This is a genomic window from Pseudomonas sp. 01L34, from assembly GCF_056400265.1.
In genome coordinates this window covers 315,546-330,152 of sequence record NZ_JBFTSX010000005.1, presented here as the reverse complement: position 1 = coordinate 330,152, position 14,607 = coordinate 315,546, and the positions used below count along the sequence as shown (strand labels likewise).

Annotated in this window: 16 protein-coding genes and 2 pseudogenes; 6 read left to right on the top strand and 12 right to left on the bottom strand. The window is 57.5% G+C overall.

Translation table 11 applies throughout. From position 1 onward, the window contains the following. Positions 1 to 110: 110 nt before the first annotated feature. Together AC1DQM_RS17070 and AC1DQM_RS17065 are read left to right on the top strand one after the other, a co-directional pair. A pseudogene (locus AC1DQM_RS17070) lies at positions 111 to 329 on the top strand (hypothetical protein); the annotation flags it as partial. A 90-nt stretch (positions 330 to 419) separates the two neighbouring features. Then, positions 420 to 1,022: a hypothetical protein gene (locus AC1DQM_RS17065; protein ID WP_477746552.1), complete on the top strand. Its 603-nt coding sequence runs from the start codon at positions 420 to 422 to the stop codon at positions 1,020 to 1,022. A 160-nt stretch (positions 1,023 to 1,182) separates the two neighbouring features. Here the strand turns inward: AC1DQM_RS17065 and AC1DQM_RS17060 are convergent. Beyond that, a pseudogene (locus AC1DQM_RS17060) lies at positions 1,183 to 1,608 on the bottom strand (lysis system spanin subunit); the annotation flags it as partial. Positions 1,609 to 2,088: 480 nt separating this feature from the next. On the opposite strand from AC1DQM_RS17060, the gene AC1DQM_RS17055 reads away from it, so the two are divergent. The 4 genes from AC1DQM_RS17055 to AC1DQM_RS17040 all read left to right on the top strand — a co-directional run bounded on the left by AC1DQM_RS17055 (position 2,089) and on the right by AC1DQM_RS17040 (position 5,224). Beyond that, the gene (locus AC1DQM_RS17055; RefSeq protein WP_477746551.1) at positions 2,089 to 3,279 is read left to right on the top strand and encodes an S-type pyocin domain-containing protein; all 1,191 of its coding nucleotides are present in this window, start codon (positions 2,089 to 2,091) and stop codon (positions 3,277 to 3,279) included. Between the two features lie 10 nt (positions 3,280 to 3,289). Next, the gene (locus AC1DQM_RS17050) at positions 3,290 to 3,646 is read left to right on the top strand and encodes a DUF6572 domain-containing protein (protein WP_010462328.1); all 357 of its coding nucleotides are present in this window, start codon (positions 3,290 to 3,292) and stop codon (positions 3,644 to 3,646) included. Between the two features lie 142 nt (positions 3,647 to 3,788). Further along, positions 3,789 to 4,514, top strand: coding sequence for a hypothetical protein (locus tag AC1DQM_RS17045; protein ID WP_477746550.1), 726 nt, complete (start codon positions 3,789 to 3,791; stop codon positions 4,512 to 4,514). Positions 4,515 to 4,537: 23 nt separating this feature from the next. Next, complete coding sequence (locus AC1DQM_RS17040) at positions 4,538 to 5,224, top strand: SOS response-associated peptidase family protein (protein WP_477746549.1); 687 nt, start codon at positions 4,538 to 4,540, stop codon at positions 5,222 to 5,224. On the opposite strand, the gene AC1DQM_RS17035 is transcribed toward AC1DQM_RS17040, so the two are convergent. From AC1DQM_RS17035 to AC1DQM_RS16985, 11 genes are all read right to left on the bottom strand, one after another. Continuing rightward, complete coding sequence (locus AC1DQM_RS17035) at positions 5,221 to 6,180, bottom strand: hypothetical protein (RefSeq protein ID WP_477746548.1); 960 nt, start codon at positions 6,178 to 6,180, stop codon at positions 5,221 to 5,223. The genes AC1DQM_RS17040 and AC1DQM_RS17035 overlap by 4 nt on opposite strands. Before the next feature lie 68 nt (positions 6,181 to 6,248). Continuing rightward, positions 6,249 to 6,881, bottom strand: a complete 633-nt coding sequence (locus AC1DQM_RS17030; RefSeq protein WP_477746547.1) for a hypothetical protein — start codon at positions 6,879 to 6,881, stop codon at positions 6,249 to 6,251. A gap of 56 nt (positions 6,882 to 6,937) precedes the next feature. Continuing rightward, entirely contained in the window at positions 6,938 to 7,732 is a 795-nt protein-coding gene (locus tag AC1DQM_RS17025) for a DNA adenine methylase (protein ID WP_477746546.1), read from the bottom strand. Between the two features lie 150 nt (positions 7,733 to 7,882). After that, positions 7,883 to 8,425, bottom strand: a complete 543-nt coding sequence (locus AC1DQM_RS17020; protein WP_477746545.1) for a lysis protein — start codon at positions 8,423 to 8,425, stop codon at positions 7,883 to 7,885. Then, complete coding sequence (locus AC1DQM_RS17015) at positions 8,407 to 8,970, bottom strand: glycoside hydrolase family 19 protein (RefSeq protein ID WP_477746544.1); 564 nt, start codon at positions 8,968 to 8,970, stop codon at positions 8,407 to 8,409. The genes AC1DQM_RS17020 and AC1DQM_RS17015 overlap by 19 nt, the downstream gene beginning before the upstream one ends. 31 nt (positions 8,971 to 9,001) lie before the next feature. Beyond that, the gene (locus AC1DQM_RS17010; protein ID WP_477746543.1) at positions 9,002 to 10,051 is read right to left on the bottom strand and encodes a phage late control D family protein; all 1,050 of its coding nucleotides are present in this window, start codon (positions 10,049 to 10,051) and stop codon (positions 9,002 to 9,004) included. Positions 10,052 to 10,133: 82 nt separating this feature from the next. Continuing rightward, positions 10,134 to 10,340 carry a tail protein X gene (locus AC1DQM_RS17005; protein ID WP_477746542.1) on the bottom strand — a complete coding sequence of 69 codons (207 nt, stop codon included), beginning with the start codon at positions 10,338 to 10,340 and terminating at the stop codon, positions 10,134 to 10,136. Beyond that, a complete protein-coding gene (locus tag AC1DQM_RS17000; RefSeq protein WP_477746541.1) occupies positions 10,315 to 11,160 on the bottom strand; it encodes a phage tail protein in 846 nt (281 codons plus the stop codon). Before AC1DQM_RS17000 ends, AC1DQM_RS17005 begins: the two co-directional genes overlap by 26 nt. Positions 11,161 to 11,172: 12 nt before the next feature. Next, entirely contained in the window at positions 11,173 to 13,629 is a 2,457-nt protein-coding gene (locus AC1DQM_RS16995; protein WP_477746540.1) for a phage tail tape measure protein, read from the bottom strand. Positions 13,630 to 13,777: 148 nt separating this feature from the next. Next, on the bottom strand, positions 13,778 to 14,089 hold the full coding sequence (locus tag AC1DQM_RS16990; RefSeq protein WP_477746539.1) for a phage tail assembly protein: 312 nt from the start codon (positions 14,087 to 14,089) through the stop codon (positions 13,778 to 13,780). A gap of 9 nt (positions 14,090 to 14,098) precedes the next feature. Then, on the bottom strand, positions 14,099 to 14,602 hold the full coding sequence (locus AC1DQM_RS16985) for a phage major tail tube protein (RefSeq protein ID WP_192351817.1): 504 nt from the start codon (positions 14,600 to 14,602) through the stop codon (positions 14,099 to 14,101). Positions 14,603 to 14,607 lie beyond the last annotated feature (5 nt).

The following is a 14,607-nucleotide window of genomic DNA, read 5'->3' as shown; positions in this document are numbered from 1 at the left end:
TCGGATAATCTAGAATATCCGGGGCGACTCAGTCGACGCAGGTCCTCGTTCACCTGCTCTTTGTATTTGCAAATGTCTTCGAGGTCGCGCACACGCTGCTCCAACACTGCGGCCCGGCCCAGGGCGGTATCGCGGTGGGTCAGTTGCAACTGCTGCAACCCTTCTTCGGCCTGGCTCTGGCCGCAACCCTGCTGCATGAGCAGGTCAGTCCGGGCATGCTGGCGGTGACCGTGGCGGTGATCCTGTGCGTGGCGGGGGCGAAAAAATCTCCCGTACGGCTGCACAAGAAAACCGGCGCTGACCGTTGCACAACCCATCTTTGCTACTAATCTGAAACAGATACCTTATTGTTGGATAAAACATCGTCAGGTATCACAACATCCAGAACCCACCCATCGAATAGAAAGGGATTTCGCATCATGAACAAAGCCAAGACTTTTGCCTGGTGTCCCTTTACCAGTGGTGAGGACACCAACGAGGTTCAAAGCCGTATAAATACATGGGGAAGTTTACTATTGGCCGGTCACCTCATTATTGGAGACGACTTGACTGCCTGGCGACAGCTTTTGGGTACGGTACTTCCAACGCTGTATATTCTGGGACACGGTGCTGAAGATAGCCCCAATATATATTCAATCAACGGCATCACTCGAACGCCTGAACAAATCAGCGAGAGCCTTGAACGAAACATGTCTTACAACGTGAACGCAATCGAGAAGATCAAGGTATTCACCTGCCACGGTGGTAACAGGGACGGAGCCGCACATATCTTGAAGCAGCGCCTCTCCCTTCGCTATAACCGTGTTCGGGTGTTCGGCTATACCAAGCTGACCTGGGACCCGAGCGGCGCTTCCCCACACAAAAGGGCAGGAGACAACGCCCAGACAGGCCCCTCGATGCGCGCGAGCGTAGCAAGGTTCGAGGTGGAACCGAACTACGGTGATGTGGCCATCAACTTCGAATCGATCAACCTGGAGCTCAACACACAGGGCACCAACAAGAACTGGTGCGCTTGTGGCTGACTCTCCAGGGCCCTGGCAAAAGCCTTGACCCTCTATTCTTGCCCGTCATCAGGTCTCAACGAAAACCGAGACTTCCAGCCACGGCCAGGGGTGCCCAATCGCAGCTGGAGAGTCATATCTCTCAATCAAGGCGCCGTCTTTCAAGCAGCGGCGCACTTGGCTATTGATTTGCATTTATCTCCCTTACATATACCTGGCATGCCGCAAGTGCAATCAATCCTTGGTCGCCTGTGTTGGTGATGGCGACAATTCGTTGAGCATGCGCTGGGTCAAGTCGGGCACGCGCTCCTCCATGAACCACGCCGTCGGCGGCGGTACCGGCTGGCACTGAACAGCCACCGGCTGAATCCTCGGCAAGGAGGACTGACAGCCGCAAATCAGAAGTGGCAAGGTGATCGCGCAGACGAGGCTGATTGGTTTGAGCATCGCTCAGTTCCTTGTAGCGGGTTTGCTCGCTGGCCGACAGTCGGTGCTCGAGCTCCAGCCGCTTGTCCTGGTCGGCGCGGACCTGGGCGGCCGCCGCATTGCTAATGGCTTACAGGTCATCGTTGTGCAGTCGAGCTTGCTCGGCGAGTTGCCTCCCGTACCAGACGCGACACACCTACGCCTGCTGGTGCCTACCCGCTTCAACTAGGTTCAGTTCAGGTGTCTGTTTCTGTTTTTCTAAGACACCGACCGAACAGAAACAGACACCAGTGCTTCGACGAAACGCCCCCCTTCTCCGCAACAAACCTGAACATCGACCAGCCGCATCAAAACAGTCTTCCCGAAGTTGAGGGTTCCCAGGTCATGATCCCCCCTTCGCCACTCACCCCTGCACGGCCCGCGATGATGATTGCAATCAGCCAGAAGCCAACTTTCGTGACGATGGCAGCGAGTGTGCAAAAGGCCACCATTCAAACCCTCATGCTAGTGCGGTTACCATCCGCTCTCTGCAATGACATGGAACAGAGAAATCAGCACTGCTAACAGGAATTGTCCTACAGCCAGTGCGTGAACTTCCCGGTAACGTCATTCTCCCCCCGCCTCAGGCCGGGATTCCCCAAGGACGAAAAGGAAGCTCATCGTGAGCGGATACGTGCCAAACCCGCCGAAGGACTACACCTACAGCGGCGGCGAACCTGTTGATATCCACGCCCAACACTGGGCTGAATACAAAGACCTTGCACCGAAGACAGACGCTCAAGCGGAACCGCTGGGCTGTGTGTTTGCCAAGAGCTGCAACCTTCCTGACGGCGTAATCAATCACAAGAACCCAGCCGGGTTTGTGCCTGTTGAGAAGCTGGCCGACTACGGGCTGTGGGCAGTGCTTGGCACCGGGGCAGCGATTACCACCGAAGGCACCCCATTGCAACTGGTGGGCGGGTCTGCTACGGGCAGCGCAATTGCTCAACGTCTTGGCGGATCGCTGTCACTGGGTCTGCTGAAAGGATCAGGCGTTGTTACTGCTGGCTTTGTAACGGGCTTTATCGGGATGCTGATACCGAACACCAGCATTTCGCCAGATAGCGCTTTCTACACGAACGACCAGTACGCAACGCTTGAAGCTGGCCGCACACGTGTGCGTGTCAACGTGAAGACCTTGCCGGACGGCTCCGTCAACGCTTATGGTTTCTACACGGGCGGCAAGTCTGAATGGGAAAACGTCCCGGTCATCAAGGGCGAGAAAGACGGCGAGAGGTTTGTTGCTGACATCGGTAACGGGATTGGCCTCACTTGGACGCCAGCGGCAAGCGGTGACGGTGTACTGGGTATTCCTGCACTGGAAGGCGCCCCACAGCTGCCCCCAGTCTGGGTGTATCCGCCGACAGCACAATCTGACACGGTGCTATCGAATCCTGCGCATCCGCCAGAGTTCCAAGATGCAATTATCTGGTTCCCTGACTCGGGCATTGAGCCAATCTACATTGTGCTCAGTACGCAGCTGGAGAAGAACAAGGAGAAGGGCAAGGCCTTTGAAGACTACAAGGAACGCGAGCTACGCGAAACAACGCCCGAAGTGGGCCGAGAAGTGACGGCCAAGACCAAAAGCGGAGTACGCACGAGGTTCGATATGCTAGGGCGGGATGCAGACGGCAACATTTCCTGCATCGAATGCAAATCGTCGGATACAGCGCCACTGACTCGTAACCAAAAACTTGCATATCCAGAGATCGAAGAAAGCGGTGCAGTCGTTGTAGGCAAAGGTAAACCCGGCTTTCCCGGTGGCACCGTAATCCCACCAACCAAAGTCGAAATTGTTCGACCAAAACCCTGAGGGAGCAGACATGTCCATTACAAATCCACAGGTGATTGATATCTGGGCAATCCCTACTTGGGAACCTGACAACGTGGTGTTGTATATCTCTGACCACCTTGAATGGGGCGGGAAAGCTGAGCAAGGCGAACACCTGCAACTGCTTCAAGACAAGCTCAATACCTACGTTGCATTCATCGAGAGCGGCGAGATCTACACCGAGATTCCCAATGCACTTGGGAAACACCCCATCATTCGCATCAACGGCTTGTATGAGCTGCCAGAGCAAGGCGAGTTCTTCATTGATCGTGCTGCAGAGGTGCTAAAGGAAGTGGGCATTGGACTAGAGTTCGTACTTGACGAGAATGACGCGATACGCAACATGTGACCGGGGGAGCATCTGACAGTACCAGGTCCGATGAGCGAATTTCGGACGCCTAAAAGCTGCTGTTCGTCGCCCAACCCTCGCCGCAATCACACGGCTGAATTACTGTACATAAAACCAGTATCCGTACAGCGAATTAGTCCCCATGAATTTCGACCAGGCAAAAGCGCTGAGACTTCAGCAGTGGCGCTCGACCCTCGACAACCCCTCCTTCCGAATTCAAAACCCGGAGGCGTATCGCCAGACTCTTCACTCCATGAGCAAGGGCCTAGCCGCCGAAGGCTTGATCGACAAGCTTGAGCAATTCGACATGGATGAACTGGCGAACGCCGCCTATTGGCACGTCGTCGAGGAACTGCATGATTCGCCGCCACGCTACTGTGGCGCCTCTTCCTATGACGTTTTGGCGCACGGGACCGAACTATTCGGACGTATTGGTCGTTCAATTTTCCAGTTCGCGAGCTCACTCACCGACCCTTGCCGGACAACCTACGACGGCAAAATTTATCCAGATGGCGACGGGGCAAACCTTGTGTTCAATGCATCCCGCGCAATTGCGAGAATTACCGTTTTAACACTGACCTTGCCTGACGGGGGGCAGTGTGACCTCGTCGAGACTCAGCGAGTTGTCGACGGCGTCACTTACGAACCGATTGAGGATCCTGACCTGTACCGTGCCCTGATCGACACCGCCCAAGTCGCCCGGGAGAACCACAATCTGCGTACGTTCGAAAAGGTACGCCCGCTTCTCGACCTGGCCAGGTTTCACACTTGCCCGTCCTGTCTTGATCGTTTCGGACAACGCGACGATTGCCCGACTTGCGCCGGCAAAGGGTTTGTAACGAAGCAGGTATTCACTGATCTACGCTGAAAGCACTATGTGAGGACGAAGTCATGTGCGGACGACTTTCCCAATACCGAGGCATACACGATTTCGTGGCAGCGCTGAGCATGCCCAACGCCCTGATCAACACTGCCGGCGATCAGCCGCTTGAAGGGTACAACGTCGCGCCGTCGACTCCGGTCGCCCTGCTCCACCTCGAAAGTGACACCCTGCACGCTGATCGGGTGCGCTGGGGATGGCGACCGCATTGGGCGAAGGATCGCACCGCACCGATCAATGCCAGAGCTGAGAAAGTTGCGCACGGAGCATTCTTCCGGGCGATCTGGCCACAACGCACCATATCCCCCATCGACAACTGGTTTGAATGGGTCGATGAAGGCGGGCCAAAGAAGCAGCCTTACCTCATCCGCAAACGGGATGGCACGCCGATTCTGTGTGCAGCCATTGGACAGTTTCCCGACAGTGATGAAGGCCCTGGAGAGCATGACGGGTTTGTGATCATCACCGCCGACAGCGCCGGCGGCATGGTCGACATTCATGACCGGCGGCCGGTGGTACTTGCAGCGGAGCTGGCACGAGAGTGGCTGGATCTGGCAACGCCCAAAGAGCGCGCCGAGCAGATGGTGTTGCAACAGGGCGAACCGGCCGAGGCATTCGAATGGTTCAAGATTGACCGCGCCATGGGCACTGTGCGCAACCAGGGGAAGTCCTTAATAGCCCCTCTGTTAGACGGTTAACCAATTAGCTCAAAAGATACAGGTTCGAAATATATCAAATCGTCCCTCTTTGTTATAGCCATGCAGGCCTTCTGTAAAAAATTACTCTGTCTTCCGAGCCATCTACAAACCTCAGCTTTTTCCTCCTCCACCATAACTTTATCATCAAAGTACTTATACGAAAGTAAATCCTGCGTCATTCCCGCAGCGAGATCAGCCAGACTAAGAAAATCGGTAAAATGACTTAGCTCGTCAAATGTTCTCGCAAAACCTAGCAAGGGATAACTCTTATCTGTAAACTCCGCAAAAAACCTAAGCAAGTGCTGCTGCGACTGACTAAAATTCCCCTTGCGCCCCTCCTCATTTATCTTATCAGTATCGCTCTGCCAAAAAACCTTGTGATCATTTGTTGTAGTTAAATCCAATAACAAAACCAGAACACAATATATCCTGTACATCCTCTCGAGTTTTGAGTGATGCCACTCACCCCCAGAGCCAATCTGTTCAGCGATCTGTAATAGATTTTCTTTCGCACCTTTTTTATCAGCCCCAAAAACACTTTTTATATTATTGTCTATACAGACTGTAAGGAGCAACCCATGAATAAATCTATCAGCAATCCCAAGATACTCCTTTATAGATCTTTTTATAGGCCCGTAGGCGATATCCTTATAAGAGACCTCCTTACTTCCAAGTCCATATCGATCACGCAAGAGCTTTGACTCTTTTTCAAAAACAGACGACTTATCACCTGACACCAATAGGAATGAGTACGTGCTAAACCTCGCACCTTTATGATCACCGCTATAATCAGAAAAAACATAGACTGAACTGTCCTCCTCAAAATTCGGCAACCTTTCCATCCCCTCAAAAACAACGGCCAATTGCTTGATATATGTCGCCCACTCACTATGATTTTTACTGAGTTTAAACGGCCCCTTTTTAAAAGGATCCGCTAAGAATGGTTTTTTCGGCATAGCAATATCCACTCCATCACAGAACAGTTTGATCCGCCCCCACCCCCGCACGGGTGCGCCACTTACGACTACGTGAAAACTCGTGCTATCCAAGGATATACCCACGTATAGAAGGCCGGCACGATGGAAATGCTGACCCTAACGGCGCCCATTACGACGACCCCGATCACTACCCAAATGCCTAGCCTCGCAAGCTTGGGAGGGTTCCATGCTTTATGAGTGTGGTCGTCCAGACTGTCGACCAGTGCCTCAATCTTTTCCTTTCCACCATCGACCAACTGGATACAACTTTGGACCAGTGCTATGCGCTGCTCGTCTTTCATATCCTTGTGATGCTTTGAAAGATGGTGAAATAATACTCGGAACGCTTGAACACGCTCATAAACGAAAGCCACCTCTCTCGCCAGAACGGCGGAAAGCAAGCCGATTTTCCCAGCATTTGCTTCAAAGATAGGACTGGACGCTTGCGGAAACTCCTGCAGGTCCAGAGGTTCACGAGCCTGGACTTGCGCCCTCATATTGTTGAGAGCAGTAAGCAAATCAGGGAAGGACACTCGGATCGAAGCGAGCTCTCCCGCCAGAGCTCCCGCTAAAGCTTGACTATCTCTAAAACGACGGAAGTCTTCAGCCGCAAAATTGTTGATATAGGCACCGCCAAGCACGCCAAGCACCGCAATGAGTGCTGTATTAATTTCGTTCATCGCAACCCTGCTCTCCCGATAAGTAAATCGGAGTGTAGCGGACGCACTGTTCAGCGTTAGAACAACCCTCCCAACGCTGTAGGTTCCCAGTTCATTATCACTAATTCACCGCTCACCTCAGCCTTCCCCTGCCGCTGATTGCTGTTGCAGTAACGGATGTCCAGCGTCTCGAAGTGAAAGCCCTCGAACACCCGCCGGATGTCCGGGTGGTCGTTGATGCTGACCATCACCTTGCCTTTGCATCGGCGCATGAATTCGGCCATTCGCTCATAGTTCTCAAACGGAAAGTCCACTCCATACCCAGCGGTCTGCCAGTAAGGCGGGTCCATGTAGTGGAAGGTGTGAGCACGGTCGTAGCGTTCGGCGCATTCCAGCCAAGGCAGGTTTTCGACGTAGGTGCCGGACAGGCGCTGCCAGGCAGCCGAGAGGTTTTCCTCGATCCGCAGCAGGTTGATCGCCGGGCCGGTGGTGGCGGTACCGAACGTCTGCCCAGTGACCTTGCCGGCGAAGGCATGATGCTGCAGGTAGAAGAATCGGGCGGCGCGCTGGATGTCGGTGAGGGTTTCGGGGCGGGTCATCTTCTGCCACTCGAACACCTGGCGCGAGCTGAGCGCCCATTTGAACTGGCGCACGAACTCTTCGAGGTGGTTCTGCACGACGCGGTACAGCGTGACCAGGTCGCCGTTGATGTCGTTGAGCACTTCAACCGGCGCGGCCTGAGGCCGCATGAAGTACAGCGCGGCACCGCCGGCAAAAACTTCGACGTAGCATTCGTGAGGTGGGAAGAGCGGAATGAGACGATCGGCCAGGCGGCGTTTGCCGCCCATCCAAGGGATGATGGGTGTAGACATTGAGAGCAAGACCTTTACTGTATGGATAAACAGGTGCTAGGCTCGCCGCGCTTCGTGCACGGAGTAAGAGCCTTGGCTGGACTTGCAGGGACCATCTGCAGCGACGGCGACCGGTTTGGATGTTGACGCATCCACTCCGGTCGCTCTTTTTCACTTCGGTGTTGAGACTTCTTTGGCGTAGGCCTGACAGGCCGCCAAGGCAATCAATCCTTGGTCGCCGGCATCGGTGATGCCGATAATTCGTTGAGCATGCGCTGGGTCAAGTTGGGCTCTTGTGGGGCCATGAACCACGCCGCTGGTGGCGGTGGCGGCTGACACTGCGCAGCCGCTGGCAGCATCGGTGGTGTCGAGGAGGACTGACAAGCGCAGATCAGCAGTGGCAAGACGGTCGCGCAGGCGACCTTGATCACGTTGGGCATCGCGCAAGACTCGGTAATGGGTTTGTTCGCTGGCCGAAAGCCGCTGTTCCAGGGCGAGACGTTTGTCCTGCTCGGCTTGCTGCTGCGCTGCAGCAGCCATAGTCAGTTGGTTGAAGGTTTCAGCCTGCAGGCGGGCTTGCTGCTCAAGCTGGCGACCGTAGCGCCAGTCCTGGACCTGCCACGCTAACGCGGCAGACCCGCCGGTCAAAGCGGCCAGCAGCACACCTTGGGCCAGCAGCCGATACGGTGCCGGGATCAGGTCGATGAGACGCATAGCACCGCCCTCGCCCGAGCCCACAACTCCAGCCGATCCTTCAGGCCGTTGAGTCCGCCGTTGATTTGGCGGGTGATCGCATTGAATTCATCCCGATCCGCCAGCGCGTTCAGCTCACGTACCCACCAAAACCACGCGGCCGACTCGGCGGCCCACTGTGGCAGCTCGAGCAGCTCAGGGGTCCGCAGCAATCGCTCGTCGCCAAACAAGGCCAGGCTGCAACGCAGGTAGTTACTGCGGCCGGTGACCTGGATCAGGCCGCGACCGCGAAAGCGCTGGCCATCCCCATCCGCTTCCGGCGTGTTGCCCAGATTTGCGGCCAGGTTGCCGGTGTCGTACTTGCTCAGGTACTGATCGCCGCCCAGCTCGCGGACGTACTGCAGTTGACCCGACTCGTGACCGACCTGGGCGAGGAACGCCGCCTGCCGTTTCGGCGTATTGATCTGCCGGTTCATCATGGAGGCATTGAGGGCGGATACAAAAACGCCCGCTTGGCGGCGGGCGTTGGGCATGATGCGTTGTAGCTGTTGCTCTGTGAGTGACATCGCGGGTCTCCACCTGGTTGAGATTACGGCGCTACCGCTGGAGCTGAACGACCTTCAGATCCTTCGCCGCTTTTTTCTTTTTGCCTTTAGCTTTTGCCTTGCCCTTCTTGCCGCCGTTGCATTCGACCGTCGTGCTCCAGCCAGACTGGGTGTACACCTGCTCCACTGAGTCCACGAGGTACTCACCGTCGAAACCGACTTTGAAGTCCTGGGCATCAATCGTGCGCTCGGCAAACAGATCGGTGCGCCCGACCATTTCCAGTCGAACCCCGGCCGTTGACCGGTTGAAGGCTGTCAGTCGTGCTTTGGCGGCCGCCTCTGCAGCGGATTTGTTCGGGTAGATGTGTCGGTCGGTGTGCACGGGCGGCAGGCCATCCGGCGAGTCGTCGTTGTCCAGGGTGACCACAACGAGTTTTCCGTTCTTCTTGTCCTGGTGCTTGGTCGACACCGCTTTGTGGGCATTGCGATCACCCAGCCGAAACTGAAAGCGGCTGACGTCACGACGACGAATCACGACCACGCCAAACGCCTTGCCCGAGGCGCTCTCCCCACCCTGCCGCGGCATCACCAGCAATTTGCCGTCGGCCACCTTGGCCGTGCAGTCGTACTGCTTGGCCAGGCGGGTAATGAAGTTGAAATCCGACTCGTTGAGCTGATCCGCCCGGGGCACCTTGGTCTGCACCGGGCACACCGGTTGCCAGCCATTACGCGCGGCGACATCGGCGACGATGCGCGACAGCGGTACGTCTTCCCAACTGCCGCTCCGTGTGGTCTTGCCACTGCCACGCATGTCGCTGGCTTTGCCGGAAATCACCAAGGTGTCCGGCGGTCCTGAGAAATCGATGTCATCGACGACGTAGCGGCCAATGCGGGCTAATTTCGTTTCGGCGTAGCCCAGGAAGATCTCAATGCCGGCTCCGCGTGGCGGTAGTGCTACAGCACCGTCGCGGTCGTCGATACGCAGCTCGAACTCATCGGACTCCATACCGGGCTTGTCGGTGGTTTTCAGTTGCAGCAGCCGGTCGTTGATCAGGGCCGTGATGTCCGCTCCATTGGCCACAATACGAAAAACAGGGGTCATGGATTTTTTCCAAAAAAAAACCCGCGCAAGGCGGGTAAGAAAGTAAGGAGCTTGAGGAATCAAGCGGCAGGAGTGTAGACCATCAATCCCATAGCGCTATTTGGTTCTGTGCAGGCGCCGCCAGGTCCGGCAGCGTGATCAGCACACCGGCTCGATAGGGCTGTGGCTCATCGGCCAGCCCCGGATTGGCATCCAGCACCGCTTCGACGGTGCCCGCAAGGTGGCCGTAAACGTGGTAACACAAGGTGTCGAGCAGGTCCCCGTCAGACGTTCTGCAGGTCGTCGCCATAGCGTGCAAACTCCAAGGTGAACGCCTGCTTGCGCGGGATCCCGCCCTGCAGCAGCGCGCTCTGTTCTTCTTCAACGTTCTTCAGGCACCAGGTGCCGAGCACGTCGCCATAACCGGTGGTCAGGGTCAGGGGCTTCAACTGGGCGCCGAGGCTACGCAGGGTGTCCAGTTGCTTGATCCCGCCCTTGAAGCCGGGAAAGATCGCCCCCTTAAGGGTGATTTTTTCTTCGCCCATGCCGACCGCTTGCTGTGCCGGGCGTCGCCCCAGGCGTTCCTGCGCGGCCCAACGAAACTCGGTCGAACGTCGCAGCTCATCAAAGGCAGCGGTGTCCAGATTGAAATAATAAGGCGGCGCCTTGGGGTCCAGCGGCTGGACGATCAACAGGTGCGGAAACGGCATGACCGCCTCCGGCAGTGGTGTACTGTCGCCGGCCAGCGAACCGGTGGGCACGATGTTGGCCAGCGCGGGACTGACCTTGCCCGCGATCTTGTTGATTGCCGTGGACGCGCGGGCGGCCTGCTCTTTCAACTGGCCCATGCGCTCATCGATCTGCGATACGGCACGCGAGGCCTTGTTGTAGGTGGCGACCACCTGACCCACTTTGGCCTGCGCGGCGTTGACCCCGCGCATCACCCGTTGCAACTTCTGCCCGATCACTGGCCCCACAAACGGCACGCCTTCCAACTCCGATGCCGCACCACTGATTTCACTGATGGCACCGTTGACCGGTCCTAGCATGCCGTCCAGGCTACGCCGTCCGCTCTCGCCGGCTGTCGCCAGGTATTTCAGCCCCGACTGCAGTTGCTCCATATAGGCCATTGGCCCTCCTCGTTACACATGCGGTTCGTCATACAGCGTGCGGTTCTGCAGCTGCTGGGTGGACTGGCGCAATTGCTGATCAATGTAGGGCTGCAGCTCCCGCGCCAATTGCGCCGGATCTTTCACGTCGCCTTGCACGGTGATGTGCAGCGGGGCCTGAATCTCCACCCGCTGCTCGATCTTCGGCGGCTCGGCCTTGGGTGCTGCAGGAACCGGGGCCAACAACGCCGGCACACTCGGCGCCGTAGGTTTGCTCAGGGAGCGTGTGACATCGCCCAACGCGGGGCCGTCAGCTTCCCGCTCCGGCAACAGGCCCGGCGTAGCGGCGGATTTAGTCGGCGCAAACGAACGAGCGATATCGCCCATCACCGGCGGGATGTTCTGCCCGGCATTGGTCATCATCAGCGGCCCTGCGGCCGGCAGGCTCTTCAGCGCTTTATCGGAGCCAAACATCGACTTGCCGGCATAACCGCCGAGGGCATCACCGCCCATATAACCGAGATAACCGCCGATCAGTCCGCCGACGATATTGCCGATCAGCGGCACGGCCGTACCGATGGCCGCACCCGCCGCCGCGCCGGCCAGCGTGCCGGCCAATCCCCCGGCAGCCTCGCCGTATCCCTGAGCTTTTTCGTCCGGTGTCACGGCGTTGTTGTAGGTGTCGACGGCCTTGAAGCCGGCGTCGATCACCGCTAATGCGGCCGGCCCTTTCATGCCCGCCGCGATACTGCCACCGCGCCCCACACTGCCGCCCTTACCGCCCTTCTTACCCTTGCCGCCACCAGCATCGAGGTCGCCGGCCTCCAGTCCGCCACCCAGGGCGGACATGTTGGTGACAATCACCTTCTGCGGAATATTCGGGTTGCCCAACAAGGTTCCGCGCCCAATGTTCATCAGGCCCTTGCCCATTTTGAACGCGCTGACCACAGTACTCAGGGCGACCAACCCGGCCACAGCGGCACCGATGCCGGTCACCAGACGCGGGGTTGCATCGGAGAATTCGGTCAGGCGACGGGCCACGCTGGCAATGCCCTCGGCCACGGCGTCGGTCACCGGCCGCAACGCATCGCCGATGCTGCGCATGCCGTCATCCATGCTCTGGGCCATCTCGGCCCATTTTTGTGAGGACGTCTGCCGGCGTTCCGCCAGGTTTTTGTCGAGAATACCGACCGCCTGCGCCGAGTCATTTTTCAGTTTGCTGTATAGGTCCTTGTTCTGCGTGTACGCAGTGAGAGCCGCCTTGACTTGCATGTCCGAAAACAGGTCACCGGTGCGCAAGGCTTGCTCCAGAGACGCGATCATGGCTTTGGCCTTTTCCGGGTCCGTCTCCTTGCTGATCTTCGCCGTGGCTTGCGCCATGGCCGCCGCTTTCTTTGGATCGGTCGCCGCGATGTACTTCTGCGCTAGGGCAAAACTCGATTCCAGCGTCGACATACCGCTTTGCAGGCCGGTGGTCATCGACGCCTGGTAATCAATCCCGGCCTTTTTGTAGGCCGCGACCGTCTCTCCCGAGCCGATCTTTTCCATCCAGTTTTTCAGGTTATTGGCCGCCTCATCGGAACCGCCGGCCGTTTTCATTTGCACCTGCAGCATTGCGCCCAGTTGCGTCACCGAGTCCATGCCGGTGATGCCCAGCTTGCCCATGCCGGCGAGCAGCTCAGGGAACCACTTAGCCATGTCGGCCGCTTCAAAGCTGCCCGCCTGCCCCTGATAAGCGATTGCCTCCAGGGCTTTTTGCATCATGGCCGGGTCAGTGATCTTGGCGTTCTGCCCCAGGGCGTTGATCATGCGCGCGGTTTCGCCGCCGTCCGACCCTTGCCCAATCGCAAACTTGGCAGCCGTCGGCGCGTATTGCAGGGCCTTGTCCAGCTCCATGCCGGCACCGACCAACGCGTTGACCACCTCGGCCACCTGGTTGCGCGCCATGCCGGTGTCCCGTGACGTGTCGATAATCGTCTTGGACATCTGCGTTTCTTTGGGATCGTTGGCAATGTTGGCCTTGATCGCGATGTCACGAATGATCGCGCTGAAGTCCGCGCTGACCTTGGTCGGGATGGCCACGGCGGCGACCATGGCCCCGGCCTGACCGACGCTGCTCTTGAGGCCCGAACGCCCCTCCTCCAGTTGCCTGTGCCCTAGCGCCTTCAGTTCAGCCCCGGCGGCGACCCGGCCCATCACGGTGTAGGCCTTGTTGAGCCGACCGACCTCGATGCCCTGTTTCTTCAGCAGCTCGAGGTTCTTTTCCAGTTTGGTCAGCAGCTTTCCCGCGCCTTCGGCGCCGGCCATATGCGCCTTGCGCCACTCCTCGCGCAAACGGATCGTGTCGCCGATGGTGTTTTGCAACACCCGGGCTTTGGTACCCACCGCGTCCAGGTGTTTGATTTTACTTTCGACGTCCTTGAACGCTTTGCCCACCGTTGAATCGACGGCGCCACCGATGACAAAGCCAAGCGCCAGTTTGTTCGCCATATGCGTGCCCTATGCGTCGGAGAAATGAACAGTGGCTCAATCCGTGAGCCACCACACCAGTTCGTTGAATGGCATGGCCATAATCTCGGCCGCCGAGAATCCGGTCTCTTTGGCCACCCGTTTGGCCAGGGTTTTCAACGTGATTGCATCAAACGCCGTCGTCTTGGACCAGACGAAAATAGCCGCCCTGCAGACGCATGTAATCGACCAGCTTGAGCGCCATCAGATCTGCCTCTGGGGTTTGGGTCAGCGAGGCAAACAGCGACATCTCACGTTTCTCCTCATCACCGCTGCAGGTGGCCTGCGCGGCACGGATATCGCGTACACAGGGAGCACGCATCGACATGCTGTCGACCAGCACACCGCTCAGCTCGGTCGGGTATTTGAGGGCGATGCGAAAGCCGTCTTCGGTAATTTGCAGCCACTTGGGCAGCGAGTCTTTGACCATTGCTTGAGTCATGTTTTTTCCTTAAAGGCCCAGGGCCGAACGTTCTTCCGCGAGTTGATCGACGCCGTCGACCACCAGCACCATGCCGACCATGTCGATCTCGTAGATCAGCCGACCATCGACTTCGAGCTTGTAATAGGTCAGCGCCATGTTGTGTTTGCTTTCGGCTTTTTCACCGGGTTTCCAATCCCCCATATCGACCTCTTTGAGGCCGCCGCGCATGGTGACGATGACCGGGGTGACCTTGCCCTTGAGGCCCTTGAACGAGCCACGAAACACGGCATTGCACGCAGTGCGGTCCGAGAGGCCGAACCACTTCAACGCCTCTCGCCGTACACCGTTGGTGGTAAACCCGGCTTCGAGCTTTTCCACGCCGGTCGGGATCTCGATTTCACCGGCCATGCCGCCGCCCCGGTAGGTGTCCATCTTCAGAACCACCTTGGGCAGGGTGAGGCTCGGCATTTCACCGGAAAAACTTACGCCGTCGATAAACCCGGCGCAGTTGGACAGAACTTCAGGAATCATCAGGT

Coding starts and splice junctions, on each gene's coding strand:
- AC1DQM_RS17025 (WP_477746546.1), bottom strand. CDS start 7,732: ATGTCTACACCCATCATCCCTTGGATGGGCGGCAAACGCCGCCTGGCC.
- AC1DQM_RS17015 (WP_477746544.1), bottom strand. CDS start 8,970: ATGTCACTCACAGAGCAACAGCTACAACGCATCATGCCCAACGCCCGC.
- AC1DQM_RS16995 (WP_477746540.1), bottom strand. CDS start 13,629: ATGGCGAACAAACTGGCGCTTGGCTTTGTCATCGGTGGCGCCGTCGAT.
- AC1DQM_RS17040 (WP_477746549.1), top strand. CDS start 4,538: ATGTGCGGACGACTTTCCCAATACCGAGGCATACACGATTTCGTGGCA.
- AC1DQM_RS17065 (WP_477746552.1), top strand. CDS start 420: ATGAACAAAGCCAAGACTTTTGCCTGGTGTCCCTTTACCAGTGGTGAG.
- AC1DQM_RS17035 (WP_477746548.1), bottom strand. CDS start 6,180: ATGCCGAAAAAACCATTCTTAGCGGATCCTTTTAAAAAGGGGCCGTTT.
- AC1DQM_RS17005 (WP_477746542.1), bottom strand. CDS start 10,340: ATGGCGACGACCTGCAGAACGTCTGACGGGGACCTGCTCGACACCTTG.
- AC1DQM_RS17020 (WP_477746545.1), bottom strand. CDS start 8,425: ATGCGTCTCATCGACCTGATCCCGGCACCGTATCGGCTGCTGGCCCAA.
- AC1DQM_RS16985 (WP_192351817.1), bottom strand. CDS start 14,602: ATGATTCCTGAAGTTCTGTCCAACTGCGCCGGGTTTATCGACGGCGTA.
- AC1DQM_RS17000 (WP_477746541.1), bottom strand. CDS start 11,160: ATGGCCTATATGGAGCAACTGCAGTCGGGGCTGAAATACCTGGCGACA.
- AC1DQM_RS17010 (WP_477746543.1), bottom strand. CDS start 10,051: ATGACCCCTGTTTTTCGTATTGTGGCCAATGGAGCGGACATCACGGCC.
- AC1DQM_RS17030 (WP_477746547.1), bottom strand. CDS start 6,881: ATGAACGAAATTAATACAGCACTCATTGCGGTGCTTGGCGTGCTTGGC.
- AC1DQM_RS17050 (WP_010462328.1), top strand. CDS start 3,290: ATGTCCATTACAAATCCACAGGTGATTGATATCTGGGCAATCCCTACT.
- AC1DQM_RS17045 (WP_477746550.1), top strand. CDS start 3,789: ATGAATTTCGACCAGGCAAAAGCGCTGAGACTTCAGCAGTGGCGCTCG.
- AC1DQM_RS16990 (WP_477746539.1), bottom strand. CDS start 14,089: ATGACTCAAGCAATGGTCAAAGACTCGCTGCCCAAGTGGCTGCAAATT.